This is a genomic window from Eubacterium sp. (assembly GCF_057858645.1).
The window spans coordinates 1-18324 of sequence record NZ_DBLZZO010000038.1; the positions used below are offsets into that span (position 1 = coordinate 1).

The following is an 18324-nucleotide window of genomic DNA, read 5'->3' on the forward strand; positions in this document are numbered from 1 at the left end:
CAAGGATTTAGCAGGTTTATCTGATTATTATTTTACATCAGATAAGTTAAAAGATTACGATAATGGTAATTACCTTAAGGGTGGTATTGTATATGCAGATATGGTTACTACAGTTAGTGATACTTATGCAGAAGAAATAAAAACACCTTTCTTTGGAGAAGGTCTTGATGGATTAATGAGAGCAAGATCTAATTGTCTTAGAGGTATTGTAAATGGTATTGATTATGATGAATATAATCCGGCTACAGACAAATTAATTGTAAAGAATTTCAGCAAAGATAATTTCCGAAGAGAAAAAGTTAAGAATAAAACAGCTTTACAGAAAGAGTTAGGCTTGGAAGTAAATCCTAAGAAGATGATGATAGGTTTGGTAAGCAGACTTACAGACCAAAAAGGTTTGGATTTGGTATCCTGTGTTATGGATGAAATGTGTCAGGATGAACTTCAGTTTGTTATTCTTGGTACAGGTGAAGAAAGATACGAGAATATGTTCAGACATTTTGACTGGAAATATGGAAAAGATGTTTCTGCTAATATATATTATTCTGAAGAACTTTCTCATAAAATATATGCAGCCTGTGATGCTTTCTTAATGCCATCATTGTTTGAACCATGTGGATTAAGTCAGTTAATGAGCATGAGATACGGTACATTACCTATTGTTAGGGAAACAGGTGGCTTGAAAGATACAGTAGAACCTTATAATGAATATGAAAATACAGGTACTGGATTCTCATTTAAGAATTATAACGCACATGAGATGATGGGAACTGTTAGATATGCAGAGCATATTTATTATGATAAGAAGCGTGATTGGAATAAGATGGTGGATAGAGCCATGGAAGTAGATTATTCATGGAATACATCAGCTAAGAAATACGAAAAATTATATGACGAATTAATCGGATAATAGTAGAACGTTTATATAAGTTTATAATTTATAATAGGGAATCTTAAGGAGATTCTATTAACTATAAAAAGCAGAGCTTTTATGGCTCTGCTTTTTAAGTACCTTCTTTTAGAATTAATATTTTATTTTTAGTTTAGGTTGTTAATGTTTAGCAATATTTAGCTACATTTATATTGTCGATATTTTGCCTTACTTTAGATTTCTTTTATATTGTTGATATTAGGCTCCGCAATCATGGAATAATTGGTATGATAAATAACAAATCCCGGCATTGCACCGGCAACTTTCTTTACATGCTTTTTCTGAATATAGTCTATTTCAACTTTATCCTGGTTTGAACCTTTGGAATAGAAAGCTGCAAGTCTTGCGGCCTCTTCAAAAGTGTTATCAGGCAATTCCTGATTGTTGCATTTTACAATTACATGTGAGCCAGGAAAGGATTTGCTGTGGAACCACCAGTCATTTCCGGTTGCAACTTTAAATGTAAGATGTTCATTTTGAATATTATTTTTGCCAACGTACATATCAAAGCCATCTGATGAAATAAAGTGTAAAGGTTTGCTATTGTTTTTAGCTTTCTTATTGGTATGTTTTTTCTTTATAAAACCTGTCTGAACCAATTCTTCGTTTATTGCTTTTAAGTCATCTTCAGTTGTTGCCATGTCTATTGCAACGTTAATTGACTCAAGATAGTCAATTGAATTTTTTGTTTCGACTATAATTGTTTCCAAGGCCTCGCTGGTTCGCTTTAATTTGGAATATTTATTAAAATATTTTTTGGCGTTTTCAATAGGCGAAATAGTAGGATCCAAAGTGATTTTAACTGTTTTACCATTATAGTAGTTGACAGTTTCAAATTCTTTAGAACCTTCTTTTATTGAGTAGCCATAAGTTGTTAAAAGGTCGCCATATTCTTTGAATTTGTCTTTTTTTTCTGTGTCCTTTAACTGCTTTAACTGTATGTTGTATTTTTTGTTATCTCGCTCTAGAGCATTAGTTACAATTTTTCTTAAATCTACAGATTTCTGTCTCATTCTTGTGTATAAGTTCTTTTTAGAATAATATGTTTCAAGTAAAGTGCTTATACTTTCAAAGGATGTTGTTGTGCAGTCACTGTAAGTTGACAAAATGGTTACACCATATTCCTCAGGTTTTCCGTTTTTCTCGTAAATTGTAGGTATAAAATCACAATTTTTAACTTTGTTAATTAGCTGATAAAAATACATCCAAACGATGTTCTGGTCCCCATGTTCTAAAACATTAGCAGGCATTGATGAATCAAATTTGCCCTCATAACAAATGTTTTCAGCAATAGTAGGACTGATACCTGTAAAAGATGTATAAATAGCTTTTGACAAAGGCATAGGCTTTGAAAAAACTGTTTTAAAGAAAACTTCCTTTTCTACATCAAGAGGGTTAAGCTTTTCAGAGGTATGAGGAATGAAATATTCTTTTCCCGGTAGAACCTGTCTGACTGAACTCATAATTGAATTAACATGCTTAATGCTGTCCAAAATGGTTCCTTCGTTTACAAAAATAATATTGCTGTGTTTACCCATTAATTCTATGATTAAATGTTTGGTTTTTATGTCGCCTAATTCATCTAAATGCTGTATTTCAAAATCAACAATTCGTTCCAGCCCCGGCTGGGTAATTGAAATAATACGTCCATTATTTATATGTTTCCTAAGAAGCATACAAAAATTAGGTGCGGTAAGAGGAGCCGGTTTGTTTTTATCTGTAAGATATATTAAAGGAAGACTTGCGTTAGCACTTATCAGTAAACGATATTGATTTTTACCATTCTTGATTGTAAGTAATAATTCATCGCTTTCTGTCTGTGCAATTTTGTATAATCTTCCATTAAGTAATTTATCATTAAATTCTGCTACCAAAGCAGAAATGGTAACACCATCAAATGCCATATAATAATCTCCTTTAAAATTAAAAAATAAATTTTTTTACATCACACTTATTTTATAGGTTTTTAATGTTATTTGCAAATTATTATGTTATTAAAATTCAACATTAAAACTTGTACTTGATTTTTCTACATTTTATTAGTAAATAATATTCCTGTTTAGATGCAGTATTTGAAAAAATATCTGTATTAAAGGGAAAGTGTTACTTATATTTAAGTGTAACTTGACGGTCGTGTTTATATGAATTATAATAAATAGAACTGTGGATAGATGTACACAGAGGAGGAAAGATGCTAAAAAGTATGACAGGATTTGGCAGAGCTGAGGTTTCAGAGGGTGATAGAAAAGTCACTGTTGAAATGAAATCTGTTAATCATAGATATTTGGAATTAGGTATAAAGGTACCTAGAAAACTAAATTTCCTTGAAGGAAGTGTTCGTAATGAAATGAAGAAATTTGTTAGCAGAGGAAAAGTCGATGTATTTATTTCTTATGAAAATCTTGGCAAAGGTGACGAATGCATAAGATACAATTCAATGCTTGCAAAAGAATATTTTGATTGTTATGAACAAATCAGCAGGGAACTTGGGTTAGAAAATGATGTAAAAACAAGTTACATAATGAGAAGCCCTGATGTAATTACAATTGAAAATGCACAGGATGATGAAGAGGCAATTGAAGCTTTGGTAATTAAAGCAATTGATGAAGCTGTTATTAAGCTAATAGAAACGAGAGAAGAAGAAGGCAAACGTTTACAGGTTGATTTAATTTCAAAACTTGACGGTATGATTGAAAATGTTAAATTTATTACAGAAAAATCTCCGGTTATTGTTGCTGAGTATAAGGAAAAGATTACAAATAAGATTCACGAGTTGCTGGAAGATAACCAAATTGACGAGTCAAGAATCGCTCAGGAAGTCACTGTTTTTGCTGACAAGGTATGTGTTGACGAGGAACTTGTAAGACTTGACAGTCACATTAAGGCAATGCGTGAAGATTTAATAAAAGGTGGAACTGTTGGTAGAAGACTTGATTTCATTGCACAGGAAATGAACAGGGAAGCAAACACCACATTGTCAAAAACAAGTGATTCTGAAATATCAGACCATGCAATTATGTTAAAAACTGACATTGAAAAAGTCAGAGAACAAATACAAAATATAGAATAAAAGAGTGTGTATTATGAAAAAAGGTAAATTATTAGTAATTTCCGGTTTTTCCGGTGTTGGAAAAGGGACTGTTGTTAATTATCTAAAGGAACACAAGGATACTTACAAGGTTTCAGTTTCCGTAACAACAAGAGAACCCAGACCAAATGAAATCCCCGGAGTTCATTATCATTATATTTCAAATGAACAGTTTGAAACAATGATTAATGAAAACAAGCTTTTAGAATATGCTGGATATGTTGATCATTATTACGGAACACCAAGAGAATTTGTAGAGGAAAATCTTAACAGTGGAAATGATGTAATATTAGAGATTGAAACAAAGGGTGCTTTGCAGGTAAAGAAAAACATGCCTGAAGCTATTTTGATTTTTATATTACCTCCAAGTGCTGATGAACTTAGAAACAGATTAGTTGGTCGTAATACTGAAACAGAAGAAGTTATTAATGACCGTTTGAAAAAGGCGGCAGAAGAAACTGACAATATGGAAAAATACGACTATTTCGTATTAAATGATGAAGTTGAAAAATGTGCAAAGCACATTGAAAATATAAAAAATGACAACAATCCTCAGTCTCTAGACATGGATTTTGTTAATCAAATAAAAAGCGAAATATTAAAATTCGCCGAAAGGAGATAAAAATGTTACACCCATCATATTCAGATTTAATGGCAGTAGCTAATAGTGATGTAGAGGACGGTGAACAGCCGGTTGTACAGAGCAGATATTCAATTGTTATGGCTACATCAAAGAGAGCAAGACAGATTATAGCAGGTGACAAGCCACTTTTAGACAAGGACGCTGAAGGTATGAAACCATTGTCAATTGCTGTAGAAGAATTAGCAGAATCTAAAATTAGAATTTTAGGAGATGACGAAGAAGAATAAAGTGTCAACAGACACTTTATTCTATTTTAAAGTTTAAGGAGTTTATATTTTTGAAGGTACTTTTTATTTCATTAGGTTGTGACAAGAATTTAGTGGATTCAGAGCATATGTCTGGAATTTTATCTAAAGCCGGTTATGAATTTACTGACGATGAAAGAGAAGCAGACGTAATTGTTATTAACAGTTGCTGTTTTATAAATGATGCCAAAGAAGAAAGTATTAATACTATTTTTGAAATGGCAAGATACAAAGAAGAAGGAAATTGCAAGGCGTTAGTTTTAGCCGGTTGTCTGGCTCAAAGATATTATGAAGAAATGGATGAAGAAATTCCTGAAATTGATATTTGTATAGGAACTACAGCCATAGACAGTATTGCCAATGCCTTAAATGAATTTTTTATAAACAGGAAAAATATTCATGTTATTAATGATATAGATAAATTAGCGGGAGTTAATGCTCCAAGAAACCTTTCAACACCAGGCAATTACGCATATTTAAAAATTGCCGAAGGTTGTGATAAATATTGCACATATTGTATTATTCCAAAGATTCGTGGAAATTACAGAAGTGTAGATATGGATGTACTTATTGAAGAAGCAAAGGATTTAGCAAACAGAGGTGTAAAAGAACTTATATTAGTGGCTCAGGAAACAACAATGTATGGTAAAGATATTTATGGAAAAAAATCTTTGCATATTCTATTGAAAAAATTAGCTGAAATACAGGGAATTCAGTGGATAAGAATTTTGTATTGTTATCCTGAAGAAATCTATGATGAGTTAATAGAAACCATAGCTACTGAAAAGAAGATATGCCATTATTTGGATATTCCAATACAGCATGCCAGCGACGATATTCTTAAACGTATGGGAAGAAGAACTTCCAACAAACAGTTAAGAGAAATCATTGGTAAGTTAAGAAAAAGAATTCCTGATATAATTTTAAGAACAACTTTAATTTCAGGTTTTCCCGGAGAAACACAGGAAGACCATGACATATTAATGAAGTTTGTAAATGAAATGGAATTTGACAGACTTGGTGTATTTACTTATTCACCTGAGGAAAACACACCTGCAGCATCAATGCCTGATCAAATAGATGAAGAAGTTAAAAATTTCAGAAGAAATGAAATTATGGAACTTCAGCAGGATATTGTTTTTGACACTACAGAAAAATATGTAGGAAAAGAATTTATAGCAATGATAGAAGGAAAAATTTCTGGCGAACATGCCTATATAGCAAGAACATATATGGATTGTCCGGGAGTTGACAGTAATATATTTGTTATGACAGATGAAGAACTTATGACTGGTGATTTTGTAAAAGTTAAAGTCACAGGTACAAATGATTATGACTTAATAGGCGAACTGATATAGCCGGTAAGGAGACAAAATGAATTTAGCAAATAAATTAACAACATTCAGAGTTTTATGTATTCCAATTTTCGTTGTATTTATGTTAATTGAATCAATTCCATATAATTACTATTTAGCGGCAATTGTTTTTATTGTTGCAAGTATAACTGATTTGTTTGACGGAAAAATTGCACGAAAGTATCATTTAGTAACCAATTTTGGAAAATTTATGGATCCTTTGGCAGATAAAATGCTTGTTAGTGCAGCACTTATTTGTTTAACACCAAAAATGATACCATCATGGGTGGTAATAATTATAATTAGTAGAGAATTATTTATTAGTGGTTTTAGAATGCTTGCCGCTGATCAGGGCATTGTTTTAGCAGCCGGTTGGTGGGGCAAATTTAAAACTGCTTTCTCAATGGTTATGATTATTGTACTTATTGTTAATACACCATTAAACAATTCTGTTTTATATATTATTGGACAGATTTTAATATGGATATCATTGGCACTTACAATTATTTCTATGATTGAATATGTGTCTAAAAATTTTAATGTTTTAAAAAATTAATTTGGAGGAAATAATATGTTAGCTTACAGTGAAATGAGCAAGGATGAACTAAAGAAAGAACTTGAAGGTTTAAAAAAAGATTATGAAGAGATTTGTAAAAAGAATATAAGTCTTGATATGTCTAGAGGTAAACCTGGCAAAGAACAGTTAGACTTAAGTATGGATATGTTAGATGTTTTAACAAGTGAGTCTGATGTACATGCATCAAATGGAATTGATTGCCGTAATTATGGCGTTTTAGGTGGTATTCCTGAGGCAAAGAAGATGATGGCTGATATTATGGGTACAACAGAAGATCATGTTATTATATACGGAAATGCAAGCTTAAACATAATGTATGACTCTATTTCAAGAGCCTATTCACATGGTGTATTAGGATGCACACCATGGTGCAAGCTTGATAAAGTAAAATGGTTATGTCCTGTACCGGGATATGACAGACATTTTGCAATTACAGAATACTTTGGTATTGAAATGATAAATATTCCTATGAAGGCAGATGGACCTGATATGGATATGATTGAAAAATTAGTTGCAGAAGATGATTCAATCAAGGGTATTTGGTGTGTTCCAAAATATTCAAATCCAACAGGTGTTTCATATTCAGATGAAGTTGTAAAGAGAATGGCAGCACTTAAACCTGCAGCAAAAGATTTTAGAATTTATTGGGATAATGCATACGCTATTCATCATTTATATGAAGATAGACAGGATGAAATATTAGATATTATTTCAGAATGTGAAAAGGCAGGAAATCCTAATTTAGTATATGAATTTGCATCAACTTCAAAAGTAACATTTTCAGGTTCAGGTGTAGCTGCAATGGCTTCTTCAAAAGAAAATGTTAAGTCTATTTTGGAACAGATGGCAATTCAGACAATTGGTTATGATAAAATGAATCAGTTACGTCATGTAAGATATTTCAAGAATTTTGATGGTGTAAAGAAACATATGATGAAACATGCAGAGAAAATGAGACCAAAATTCAAAGCTGTTCTTGATATGTTAGAATCTGAATTAAAGCCATGTGGAGTTGGAGAGTGGACAAATCCTAACGGTGGATACTTTATTTCTTTTAATACAATGGAAGGTTGTGCAAAGAAAGTTGTTTCAATGTGTAAGGATGCAGGTATGGTATTAACAGGTGCAGGTTCACCTTTCCCTTATGGAAAGGACCCTGAAGACAAGAATATTAGAATTGCACCTTCATTTGCAACGCCAGATGAATTAAAGGAAGCTAGTGAAATCTTAATAATTTGTACAAAGATTACAGCTCTTGAGAAAATTCTTGGTTTATAAGAGAAGTATAAGATTATAAGTTTTAATAACATGGGTTATTGCATGTTGCTTTAAATTTAATTATTTAAAGATAACTTAGTAAAGTGAAACATATAAAGAGAAAATATATAAAAGAAAAAACTATTATAGAATGATTTATTTAAGATGACAGTTAAGTTGTTTGCGTAAATTTTTTATAATAGTTTTTTACATAATGGAGATAAAAAATAATGTCAAATAAATTTGTAGATGACCTTTTAAAATTTGAAATTATTAAAAATAATGATTTGGTTTGTAAAGATTGTGAATATTGTTTTGATGATGAAAAGTTACCTTGTAATACATCAAAATGTATGATATATGAAATGAAACCGGACGAAGTAATCGATGGCGGTGATTGTATAGAATATGAAAAGAGAATATAATTACCTTAACACAAAGCAACATAAAAGTAAAAATTAAACATATAAGTAAAGTGTTGCATAATAGTAAAAAAACATATATAATATTTATTAATTAATTGTTGACACAAAGAACGGATTGTACTATTATACTTATATGACGAACATAGGTTCGAACAGAAAGGACGAATTATGAATAAAGAAGAAAAATTAAAAGCATTAGATGCAGCAATATCTCAAATAGAAAGACAGCATGGAAAGGGTGCTATTATGAAACTGGGAGATTCGGGAAAGATTAACGTAGAAACAATTCCAACAGGCTCTCTTAGCTTAGACTTAGCATTAGGTTTGGGTGGTATACCTAAGGGTAGAGTAGTAGAAATATACGGACCTGAATCAAGTGGTAAGACTACAGTAGCTTTACATATGATAGCAGAAGCACAGAAAAGAGGCGGTGTGGCAGGATTTATTGATGCGGAGCATGCCTTAGATCCTGTATATGCCAAGGCAATTGGTGTAGATATTGATAATTTGTATATTTCGCAGCCAGATTATGGTGAACAGGCATTGGAAATCACAGAAACAATGGTTCGTTCAGGAGCTGTAGATATCATTATTGTTGACTCTGTTGCAGCATTAGTTCCTAAGGCAGAAATCGATGGAGATATGGGCGATTCTCATATGGGACAGCATGCCAGATTAATGTCACAGGCATTAAGAAAATTAACAGGTATAATGAACAAAACAGGTTGCACAGTTGTATTCATTAACCAGTTAAGAGAAAAAATTGGTGTAATGTTTGGTAATCCTGAAACAACAACAGGTGGTAGAGCGCTTAAGTTCTATGCATCAGTCAGACTTGATGTAAGAAGAGTTGAAACATTGAAGGCTGGTGGAGAAATGGTTGGTAATAGAGCCAGAGTTAAAGTGGTTAAGAATAAGATTGCACCTCCTTTTAAAGAAGCAGAATTCGATATTATGTTTGGTAAGGGAATCTCAAAAGAAGGCGATATTTTAGATTTAGCTGCTAAGAGTGGAATTGTTATAAAGAGCGGTTCATGGTATGCATATAATGGCGAAAAGATTGGTCAGGGACGTGAAAATGCAAAGAAATATTTTATGGAACATCCTGACATCATGGAAGAAGTAGATGCAAAGGTAAGAGAGTTTTACATTCATCCTGAAGATGAGGAAGAAACAGAGGCAGAAGCTAATAACACTGAAAAAACATCTGAGGAAGAATAATGCATAGAATCATTAAAATGGAACCTGTTGGAAATCGCTTTAAAATAACCTTGGATGGAGAGTTACAGTTCTATCTATATAAAGGTGAGGTAAGAAGATTAAAATTAATTGAAGATAATGAAATTTCCGATAGAGAATACAACGATATTATGGATATTTTATACAAAAGAGCCCGAGAAAGGGCTCTTTATATTCTAGATGATTCGTATAAAACAAGAAAACAAATTATAGATAAATTAAAGTCAGGTTTGTATCCTGAAAATATAATTTACAAAGTTATTGATTATTTAGAAGAGTATAATCTTATTAATGACAAGAGATATGCCATGTTATATCTTGATTACAAGAAAAGTGTTTATAGTAAACGAAAAATTATACAGGATTTATATACTAAAGGAATCTCAAAAGAACTTATAGATGAAGCTTTTATGGAAAGTGATTTTTCGGAAGATGATTCAATTTCTAGTGTATTAAAAAAACGTGCAAAAAGATATGATTTGTCTGATTCAAAGGATTTGCAAAAACTTTATAGGTATTTAGTTGGAAAAGGATATTCTTTTTCAATGGTAAAAAAAGCAGTTGATAACTATATTTTGGAACAGAAAAATTCTTTTTATGAGTAATGAAATCACATAATGTAAATATATATAAAATCAGTGTTTTAGAACTACTACTTTGCTTGACATTAAACGGGTAATAAAGTAAAATGGATATGTTGTAATGTACAATGAAAATTAAATAAGGAGGTGCTCCTGTGAATACTACTACTTGGATTATCATACTTGTTGCAGTGATTCTCGTGGACACTTTGATTTCAGCATTAGTTGCAATTTCTATAAAGAAAAATTCTGATGCCAAGAAAATTGGTACTGCTGAGGATAAAGCTCGTGGAATTATTGACGATGCAATTAAAACAGCAGAAGCAAAGAAAAAAGAAGCTCTTTTAGAAGCTAAAGAAGAGAATTTAAAAACTAAAAATGAGCTTGATAAAGAAATCAAAGAACGAAGATCAGAAGTTCAACGATATGAGAAGCGTGTTCTTAACAAGGAAGAAGCAGTTGAGAAAAAATCAGATGCCCTTGATAGGAAAGAAAATAGCTTAAAATCTCGTGAAGAAGAATTAAACAAAGCTAAGGAAAAAGTAGAACAATTAAGCGAACAGCGCATACAGGAACTGGAGAGAATCTCTGGATTAACCTCTGAACAGGCAAAAGAACAATTATTACAAACTGTTGAAGAAGAAATTAAGATTGAAACTGCAAAAGTAATTAAGGAACATGAAAAACAGGCCAAGGAGGAAGCTGATAAGAAAGCTAAGGAATTGGTTGTTAATGCAATTCAGAAATGTGCAACAGACCATGTTGCTGAAACAACTATTTCTGTAGTTTCATTACCTAATGATGAAATGAAAGGTAGAATAATTGGTAGAGAAGGAAGAAACATCAGAACTCTTGAATCTCTAACAGGTGTTGATTTGATTATTGATGATACTCCTGAAGCAGTTGTTTTATCAGGATTTGATCCAATTAGGAGAGAAGTAGCCCGTATTGCTCTTGAAAAACTGGTTGTTGATGGAAGAATTCAGCCAACTAGAATTGAGGAAATGGTTAATAAGGCTCAAAAAGAAGTTGAGACTATGATTAGAGAAGAAGGTGAGGCAGCAACTCTTGAAGTTGGTGTACATGGAATTCATCCGGAACTTGTTAAACTTTTAGGAAAGATGAAGTTTAGAACAAGTTATGGACAAAATGCCTTAAAACATTCTATTGAGGTTGCTCTTATCTCGGGTCTATTAGCTTCAGAGCTTGGATTGGACGTTAGAGTAGCAAAAAGAGCAGGCTTATTACATGATATTGGTAAGGCTGTTGACCATGAAAAAGAAGGTACACATATTCAGTTAGGTGTTGATTTATGTAGAAAATATAAAGAATCAGCTACAGTTATTAATGCGATTGAAGCTCACCACGGTGATGTTGAACCTGAAACATTAATAGCATGTATTGTACAGGCTGCTGATGCTATTTCTGCTGCAAGACCTGGTGCAAGACGTGAAACAGTGCAGACTTACACAAACAGACTAAAACAGTTAGAAGACATAACAAACTCATACGAGGGAGTTGATAAATCTTTTGCCATTCAGGCAGGTAGAGAGGTTCGTATTATGGTTATACCGGAAAAGGTTAGTGATGCTGACATGGTATTAATGGCTAGAAATATTGCAAAGCAAATCGAAGATGAGCTTGAATATCCTGGTCAGATAAAGGTTAATATCGTGAGAGAATCAAGAGCCATAGATTATGCAAAGTAAAATCTACGATAATAGGAAATGTGAGAAATCGCATTTCCTTTTTTTATGTAATAAGAAATTTCTGCAGAATTTCTTATTACATAAAAACGTTCCACTAGGGATGCACCCTCGCACAAAAAGAAAAATATTGCAAAAGCAATATGTGCTGGGTGCGTAGAATGTCGCAAGCGACATTCTTTAATCCATAATAAGAAATTCCACCACAGGATAACAGAATTGTGCTATAATTTTTATAGACTGAAAAAATAGGAGGAAATATGTTTAAATTAGGTTTTATTGGAATGGGAAACATGGGCAGTGCTATATTAAATGGAGTTTCTAAATTATATAATAAGGATGATATAGTATTCCATAGTAGTACCAAGAAAAAAATGGAAAAGATAAGTGAAGAAACAGGTGTTAAGTTTTTAAATAACAACGAAGATGTTATAAAGAATAGTAAGTACATAATATTAGCTGTTAAACCACAGATGTTTGATAGTGTTTTGCCACAGGTAAAAGAAAATGTTGCACAGGAATCTGTAGTTGTTTCACTGGCACCGGGGGTTACAATTGAGCAGTTGGAAGATATGTGTGGAACTAAGAAGATTGTAAGAACAATGCCAAATACTCCTGCAATGGTAGGGGAAGGCATGACAGGCGTATCCTACAATGAAGAATTTTTCTCTCAAGAAGAAAAAGAAGAAATTGAGAAAATTTTCTCATCATTTGGGAAAATGAGAGTTGTTGAGGAAAAAATTATGGATGCAGTTGTATGTGCAAGTGGTAGCTCGCCGGCATATGTATTTATGTTTATAGAAGCATTAGCAGATAGTGTTGTTAAATGCGGAATGAAAAGAAGTGATGCGTACGAGTTTGTGGCCCAAACTGTTTTAGGTTCTGCAAAGCTTATGCTTGAAACAAACGAACATCCGGGTGTACTGAAGGATAATGTATGTTCTCCAGGTGGGACAACAATTGCAGCGGTTGAACAGTTAGAAAATAATGGTTTTAGAAAAGCACTTTTTGCCGCAAGTGATGCATGTTATAAAAAATGTAAGGGTATTGAATAGGGTGATGAAATGGAAAAGTTTAAACGTATTAATAGAGAAAAAGTTTATGATGGAGCAATATTAGAATTCTGTAAAGATGAAATTATTACACCGGAAGGAAAGAAAGTATATTGGGATTTCTTGCAACATAAAGGTGCCGCGGCTGTTATACCGGTAATGTCTGATGGTAGAATTATTATGGTAAGACAGTGGAGAAATGCCATTGACAAGTATACTTTGGAAATCCCGGCTGGTGGAAAAGATTCGATTGATGAACCAACATTGAAATGTGCGGCTCGTGAGTTGGAAGAAGAAGCAGGATATAAGTCAGAGAAAATTGAATTTTTACAAACATTAGCTCCGGCAGTTGCATATTCAGGTGAAAAAATAGATGTGTATGTTGCCTTTGATCTTGAAAAAACACATCAACATTTAGATCCTGATGAATATATTGATTTAGAAGTTTATACTGTAGAAGAATTAATTGAGAAAATTTTAAGCAATGAAATCAATGATGCAAAAACAATATCATCTATTTTGACTTACTATCATAAATATTGTACAAAGTAATATAATATATAAAAGTATTAAAGGTATATTATGATAAATGAGCTTAAATAAAGTATTTGCAAATTATAAAGTCTATGGAATTGTAATTGGAGCTATTATTGGAATAATAGTTTACAATACAATAGCCATAGATTTTTTTGCAAGAAGAGAAGAAATTATATATACTGAACAATTAATTAATATATTTATTATTATGCTATGCAACAATCTGAAAAGATATATTTTTATATGTATACCCAATTTCTTGAAACATAGAGAAGCTTTTTGGGCGGTTTTAATATTTGTATATACAATAAAATTTACAGCAACACTTGTTATTGCAATAAGGCTGTCAGATGTCTCATGGGTTATATGCAGTTTTAGATGGTTTGCATTTTTAATAATGATTATGTATGAAACATATTGTAAGAAAAAATATAAAAGATTAGCATCTATATCTTTTCTTGTTGCAACTACATTTATTGAAAGCTTTCTTATAAATATTTTCTAAAATAATACAAATTAATTAAAAAAATTCCGAACTATAAAATAATTAAAATAGTTCTCAAAAACTATAAATAATTAAAATAATTCTAAAACTATAAATAATTAAAATAGTTCCCAATTTTATAATAGTAAAATATTACAAAGTTAAATATAAAATCAATCTAAAAGCATAGATGCAAAAATATACAATATGATATAAAAATATTAAATGGACTATTAAAAACAGTAAAAAAACATTTAGAAAAATATTATGAAAAATTATTAAGAAAATTTATCAAGAAAAAATATTAAAAATATTGAGAAAATCACAAAAATTACTATATATTGTTTCTTTCAAAAACCTCAATAATATATGTTGTATAATGTACATATTATGGTAAAAAGATAGATAAAAAAACAATTTGATTTTATAAAAAAACACTTATATAATAGGGAATACAGCGATAAGAAAAGGGATAAGTATATGCAGGATTTAATAAATGAATTTGTTTTACAATTGCATAAAAAGAAGAATATATCTCCCAATACAGAAGAATCGTATATTCGAGATGTAAGGAAATTATTTGAATATTTTGAAAAGGAAAATAAGAAAGTTCAAATTAACACTATTTTAAAAGAAGATTTGGAAGAATATATTATTCATTTACAAAGTATAGGAAGAGCGCCAACAACAATTTCCAGAACAATTGCATCCATTAAAGCGTTCTTTAATTTCCTGTATACAGAAGCATATATAGAATTTAATCCGGCGGCTAATTTAAAATCACCTAAAATAGTAAAGAAGACACCGGAAATCCTTTCTGTAAAAGAAATTGACTTGCTTTTAAGTCAACCATCGGGAAAAACACCAAAACAGTTAAGGGATAAGGCTATGCTTGAATTATTGTATGCAACAGGTATGAGAGTTACAGAACTTATTACATTGAAAATAACAGACGTTAATATTAATGTTGAAAAGATTACATGTCATGATCGAAAAAAAGATAGGGTTCTTGAATTTGGTCAGGAAGCACACAAGGCTTTAACTGAATATTTGGAAGAGGGAAGACCACAGTTGATAAGCAAGAACATAAAAAGTGATGTGCTTTTTCCTAATTGCACCGGTGGAGAAATGAGTAGACAGGGGTTCTGGAAACTGCTTAAAAAATACGGTGAAAAAGCTGGAATTAACAAGGATATAACACCTCACACATTAAGACATTCGTTTGCAGCACATTTAGTTGAAAATGGTGCGAATTTAAAGGTTATACAGAAAATGCTGGGGCATTCAGATATATCAACTACACACATGTACATGGAAACAGGTAGTAGTAGAGTAAAAAATATATATGATAAGACACAAAATATTGTATAATGACTTATGGTAAGATTAATAATCAGCTTTTAGTGTGCAGATTGTGATATATATATATTAAAGAGGGAAAGGGAAACTAAAGATGAATAAAAATTATGCTGAAAAAATGACGTACATAGCAAGAATTATAGGTGTTATTGTAATGGTAATTGGCATTGCAATTGCTTTTGTGATAAATATTAAATATCAGAACAGATATGAACTAGATGCATTATCAGAAGTTAATTATGGCATTGGCATTGCAACAGTATTTTTCTCGATTGTTTTAGGAACTTTGTTTATTTTTATTGGTGAGATTTTTAAGTTTTTTAATGCACAGAACGATAATAAATAATATAACATAAGTAGAACAGACAGTTAAAAAAGGAACGTTTACTTAACAATTATATTTAACCGATAAAATCGGCTAGGTATAATAAAGTAAACGTTCCTTTTATTTTCAGAATTATATATAGAAATTTAATGTATTAAAATTCTATAAAAGATTTGAATTCCAATTTAAATCACATTGTCTTTTTTTTATGCTTCTTCAGCAATGAGGTAAAGTAATTTTTCTGTATCTTCCCAGCCTAAACATGGATCAGTAATAGATTTACCATAACAATGACCATCAACAGGCTGATTTCCACCTTCAATGTAGCTTTCAATCATTAAACCTTTAACAAACCCTTTTAAGTCCTTTGAATGTTTACGGTTATGCATGATTTCTTTTGCAATTCTAATTTGTTCCATATATTTCTTGTTTGAATTTGAATGATTACAGTCAACAACAAGAGCAGGATTTGCAAAACCTTTTGCAACATATTTTTCATGTAAATTCACCATATCTTCATAATGGTAGTTTGGAATGCATGAACCATACTGGTTTACGGCACCACGTAAAATTGCATGGGCTAAATCGTTCCCTTCAGTTTGAACATCCCAACCTCTATATAAGAATGAATGTGAAGCCTGTGCAGCTTCAATAGAGTTTAACATAATTGAAATATCTCCACTTGTAGGATTCTTCATACCAACAGGAATATCTAAACCACTTGATGTAAGACGATGCTGCTGGTTTTCAACTGAACGGGCACCGATTGCAACGTATGATATGCAGTCTGAAAAATATCTTGCATTTTCAGGATAAAGCATTTCGTCAGCAATTGGTAATTTTGTATCTTCCATAATCTTTAAAAACATCTGACGAATTGTGATTAATCCCTGCAATAAATCAGGTTTCTTTTCAGGATCAGGCTGATGTAACATACCTTTATAGCCTTTACCTGTTGTACGTGGTTTATTTGTATATACTCTAGGAATAATATAAAGTTTATCTTTAACTTCTTCCTGAACTCGTGCTAATCTTTGAACGTAATCCTCAACAGCATCCTGATTATCTGCTGAACAAGGGCCGATGATAACAGCAAATTTGTCACTTGCACCTGTGAAAATATCACGAATTTCGGCATCGTTCTTTTTCTTTTGTTCTGCTACAGCCTCAGGAACAGGATACATAGTCTTGATTTCCATTGGTGTAGGTAATTTCCTAAAAAATGTACTTCCCATAATGTCTCCTTAAATATTAGTTATATAAATTTATCTAAAATTATGATGCATAATCATAAAGCAACATAAAATATGCTAAACAATTATAACATAAATTCATAATTATGCAAAAGTAGTATAACATATATATAAAATAATTCAACGGTTTAAAGTGTGAAAATCATAGCAGGATACTTGGATTTTTATAAAAATACTATCTAATAAAAATAGTTCATATTTTTTTCAAATATTTTGTTTATAGTAAACACAGTTACTATCTTATTATTATAAATATATAAGTAATCTTTCAAGGAATACAATGAAGTGCAATAATTATATTTACTATATTTATATAGGAACAAGATGAGAGTAAATATTAAAAATAACTTGAAAAAAATGTGAAATGTTGTATCATTGTGAAAGGGTACGCCCTAAAAAGAAATGTTTTTCTATATATTTATGTAATGGAGGAAGAATATTGGATAACGAAAATAAAGATATAAAATCAAATGAAAAAAAATCGGACAATGAAAATGTTGATAAAAAAATAGATGAAAAGAAATCAGATAATGAAATAGATGAAACAATATTAGATAATGAAAAAATAAAAAAAGATATTAGTGATATTGTTCAAAAAGGGAAAGAAAGATACAAAACTTACAGAGCTTTCTTTGCTAAAACATACAATAAACACATAATTTATATGTATATAACAATTGCTCTGTTGGTCAATCTATTAATCGAAATGATGGCAAGAGGTTCTTTTCTGAAAGGAATTTATTTCTTGATTGGTTCACCTTATGTATTTTTATGCAATTCAGTAATTATTTTGATGACACTGTCGGTTACATTGTTAATGAGAAGACGACTTTGGGGGTTATCTTTAATCTCTGTTATATGGATTATATCTGGTATAACAAATGCTGTTTTACTTGCAAACAGAGTAACGCCTTTTACTGCAGTGGACTTAATGCTTATTGATAGTGGCTTGGGCGTTATTACAAAGTATTTTTCATTTTTTCAAATTATTTTAGTAATTCTTGCTTTAATATTTGTAATTGCATTATTGGTTTACGGATTTTTTAAGGCACCAAAAGTCAGACATAGAATAAAATATCCAAGAAATATTATTGGAATTTTAATAATATGGTTAATAGGTTTTGGAACTTTATCCCTTGGTTTAGGTTCAAATTTAATATCGCTTAAGTTTGGAGAATTAAGAGTTTCCTATTACCAGTACGGTTTTGTTTATTGCTTTTCAAATAGTTTGATTAATACAGGAATTGCAAAACCAAACACATATTCA

The 18324-nt window shown here is 31.1% G+C and carries 18 protein-coding genes and 1 pseudogene; 17 read left to right on the plus strand and 2 right to left on the minus strand.

Features of this window, described 5'->3' with window-relative positions; genetic code table 11:
• The coding region (locus tag ACZM4J_RS11330) for a glycogen synthase (RefSeq protein WP_489486204.1) at positions 1 to 910 on the plus strand (910 nt) is incomplete at its 5' end.
• A gap of 194 nt (positions 911 to 1104) precedes the next feature.
• Here the strand turns inward: ACZM4J_RS11330 and ACZM4J_RS11335 are convergent.
• Positions 1105 to 2835: an Rqc2 family fibronectin-binding protein gene (locus tag ACZM4J_RS11335; protein WP_022165720.1), complete on the minus strand. Its 1731-nt coding sequence runs from the start codon at positions 2833 to 2835 to the stop codon at positions 1105 to 1107.
• A gap of 287 nt (positions 2836 to 3122) precedes the next feature.
• Here ACZM4J_RS11335 and ACZM4J_RS11340 point away from each other — a divergent pair, with 287 nt between their 5' ends.
• The 15 genes from ACZM4J_RS11340 to ACZM4J_RS11410 all read left to right on the plus strand — a co-directional run bounded on the left by ACZM4J_RS11340 (position 3123) and on the right by ACZM4J_RS11410 (position 15825).
• Complete coding sequence (locus ACZM4J_RS11340) at positions 3123 to 4001, plus strand: YicC/YloC family endoribonuclease (RefSeq protein ID WP_022165721.1); 879 nt, start codon at positions 3123 to 3125, stop codon at positions 3999 to 4001.
• A gap of 13 nt (positions 4002 to 4014) precedes the next feature.
• On the plus strand, positions 4015 to 4641 hold the full coding sequence (gmk, locus tag ACZM4J_RS11345; RefSeq protein ID WP_299055217.1) for a guanylate kinase: 627 nt from the start codon (positions 4015 to 4017) through the stop codon (positions 4639 to 4641).
• A gap of 2 nt (positions 4642 to 4643) precedes the next feature.
• Positions 4644 to 4889, plus strand: coding sequence for a DNA-directed RNA polymerase subunit omega (gene rpoZ, locus ACZM4J_RS11350; protein ID WP_022165723.1), 246 nt, complete (start codon positions 4644 to 4646; stop codon positions 4887 to 4889).
• A 50-nt stretch (positions 4890 to 4939) separates the two neighbouring features.
• Complete coding sequence (rimO, locus tag ACZM4J_RS11355) at positions 4940 to 6265, plus strand: 30S ribosomal protein S12 methylthiotransferase RimO (protein WP_412622590.1); 1326 nt, start codon at positions 4940 to 4942, stop codon at positions 6263 to 6265.
• Between the two features lie 16 nt (positions 6266 to 6281).
• Entirely contained in the window at positions 6282 to 6818 is a 537-nt protein-coding gene (gene pgsA, locus ACZM4J_RS11360; protein WP_022165725.1) for a CDP-diacylglycerol--glycerol-3-phosphate 3-phosphatidyltransferase, read from the plus strand.
• Between the two features lie 15 nt (positions 6819 to 6833).
• Entirely contained in the window at positions 6834 to 8117 is a 1284-nt protein-coding gene (locus ACZM4J_RS11365; RefSeq protein ID WP_022165726.1) for an aspartate aminotransferase type Ic, read from the plus strand.
• A gap of 209 nt (positions 8118 to 8326) precedes the next feature.
• Positions 8327 to 8521, plus strand: a complete 195-nt coding sequence (locus ACZM4J_RS11370) for a hypothetical protein (protein ID WP_022165727.1) — start codon at positions 8327 to 8329, stop codon at positions 8519 to 8521.
• 168 nt (positions 8522 to 8689) lie between these two features.
• Complete coding sequence (gene recA, locus ACZM4J_RS11375; RefSeq protein ID WP_022165728.1) at positions 8690 to 9742, plus strand: recombinase RecA; 1053 nt, start codon at positions 8690 to 8692, stop codon at positions 9740 to 9742.
• On the plus strand, positions 9742 to 10365 hold the full coding sequence (locus ACZM4J_RS11380; protein WP_302689498.1) for a regulatory protein RecX: 624 nt from the start codon (positions 9742 to 9744) through the stop codon (positions 10363 to 10365). The genes recA and ACZM4J_RS11380 overlap by 1 nt, the downstream gene beginning before the upstream one ends.
• Positions 10366 to 10541: 176 nt before the next feature.
• A complete protein-coding gene (rny, locus tag ACZM4J_RS11385; RefSeq protein ID WP_412335133.1) occupies positions 10542 to 12050 on the plus strand; it encodes a ribonuclease Y in 1509 nt (502 codons plus the stop codon).
• Positions 12051 to 12307: 257 nt separating this feature from the next.
• Positions 12308 to 13102, plus strand: coding sequence for a pyrroline-5-carboxylate reductase (proC, locus tag ACZM4J_RS11390; RefSeq protein WP_022165731.1), 795 nt, complete (start codon positions 12308 to 12310; stop codon positions 13100 to 13102).
• A 9-nt stretch (positions 13103 to 13111) separates the two neighbouring features.
• Positions 13112 to 13651, plus strand: coding sequence for an NUDIX domain-containing protein (locus ACZM4J_RS11395; RefSeq protein ID WP_428244685.1), 540 nt, complete (start codon positions 13112 to 13114; stop codon positions 13649 to 13651).
• A gap of 37 nt (positions 13652 to 13688) precedes the next feature.
• Entirely contained in the window at positions 13689 to 14141 is a 453-nt protein-coding gene (locus ACZM4J_RS11400) for a hypothetical protein (RefSeq protein WP_302689496.1), read from the plus strand.
• Positions 14142 to 14600: 459 nt separating this feature from the next.
• Positions 14601 to 15491: a site-specific tyrosine recombinase/integron integrase gene (gene xerA, locus ACZM4J_RS11405; protein WP_022164526.1), complete on the plus strand. Its 891-nt coding sequence runs from the start codon at positions 14601 to 14603 to the stop codon at positions 15489 to 15491.
• A gap of 82 nt (positions 15492 to 15573) precedes the next feature.
• Positions 15574 to 15825 carry a hypothetical protein gene (locus ACZM4J_RS11410; RefSeq protein WP_022164527.1) on the plus strand — a complete coding sequence of 84 codons (252 nt, stop codon included), beginning with the start codon at positions 15574 to 15576 and terminating at the stop codon, positions 15823 to 15825.
• A 185-nt stretch (positions 15826 to 16010) separates the two neighbouring features.
• Here the strand turns inward: ACZM4J_RS11410 and ACZM4J_RS11415 are convergent, their stop codons facing one another.
• On the minus strand, positions 16011 to 17039 hold the full coding sequence (locus ACZM4J_RS11415; RefSeq protein WP_022164528.1) for a 3-deoxy-7-phosphoheptulonate synthase: 1029 nt from the start codon (positions 17037 to 17039) through the stop codon (positions 16011 to 16013).
• Between the two features lie 457 nt (positions 17040 to 17496).
• On the opposite strand from ACZM4J_RS11415, the pseudogene ACZM4J_RS11420 reads away from it, so the two are divergent.
• Positions 17497 to 18324, plus strand: a pseudogene (locus ACZM4J_RS11420) (hypothetical protein); the annotation flags it as partial.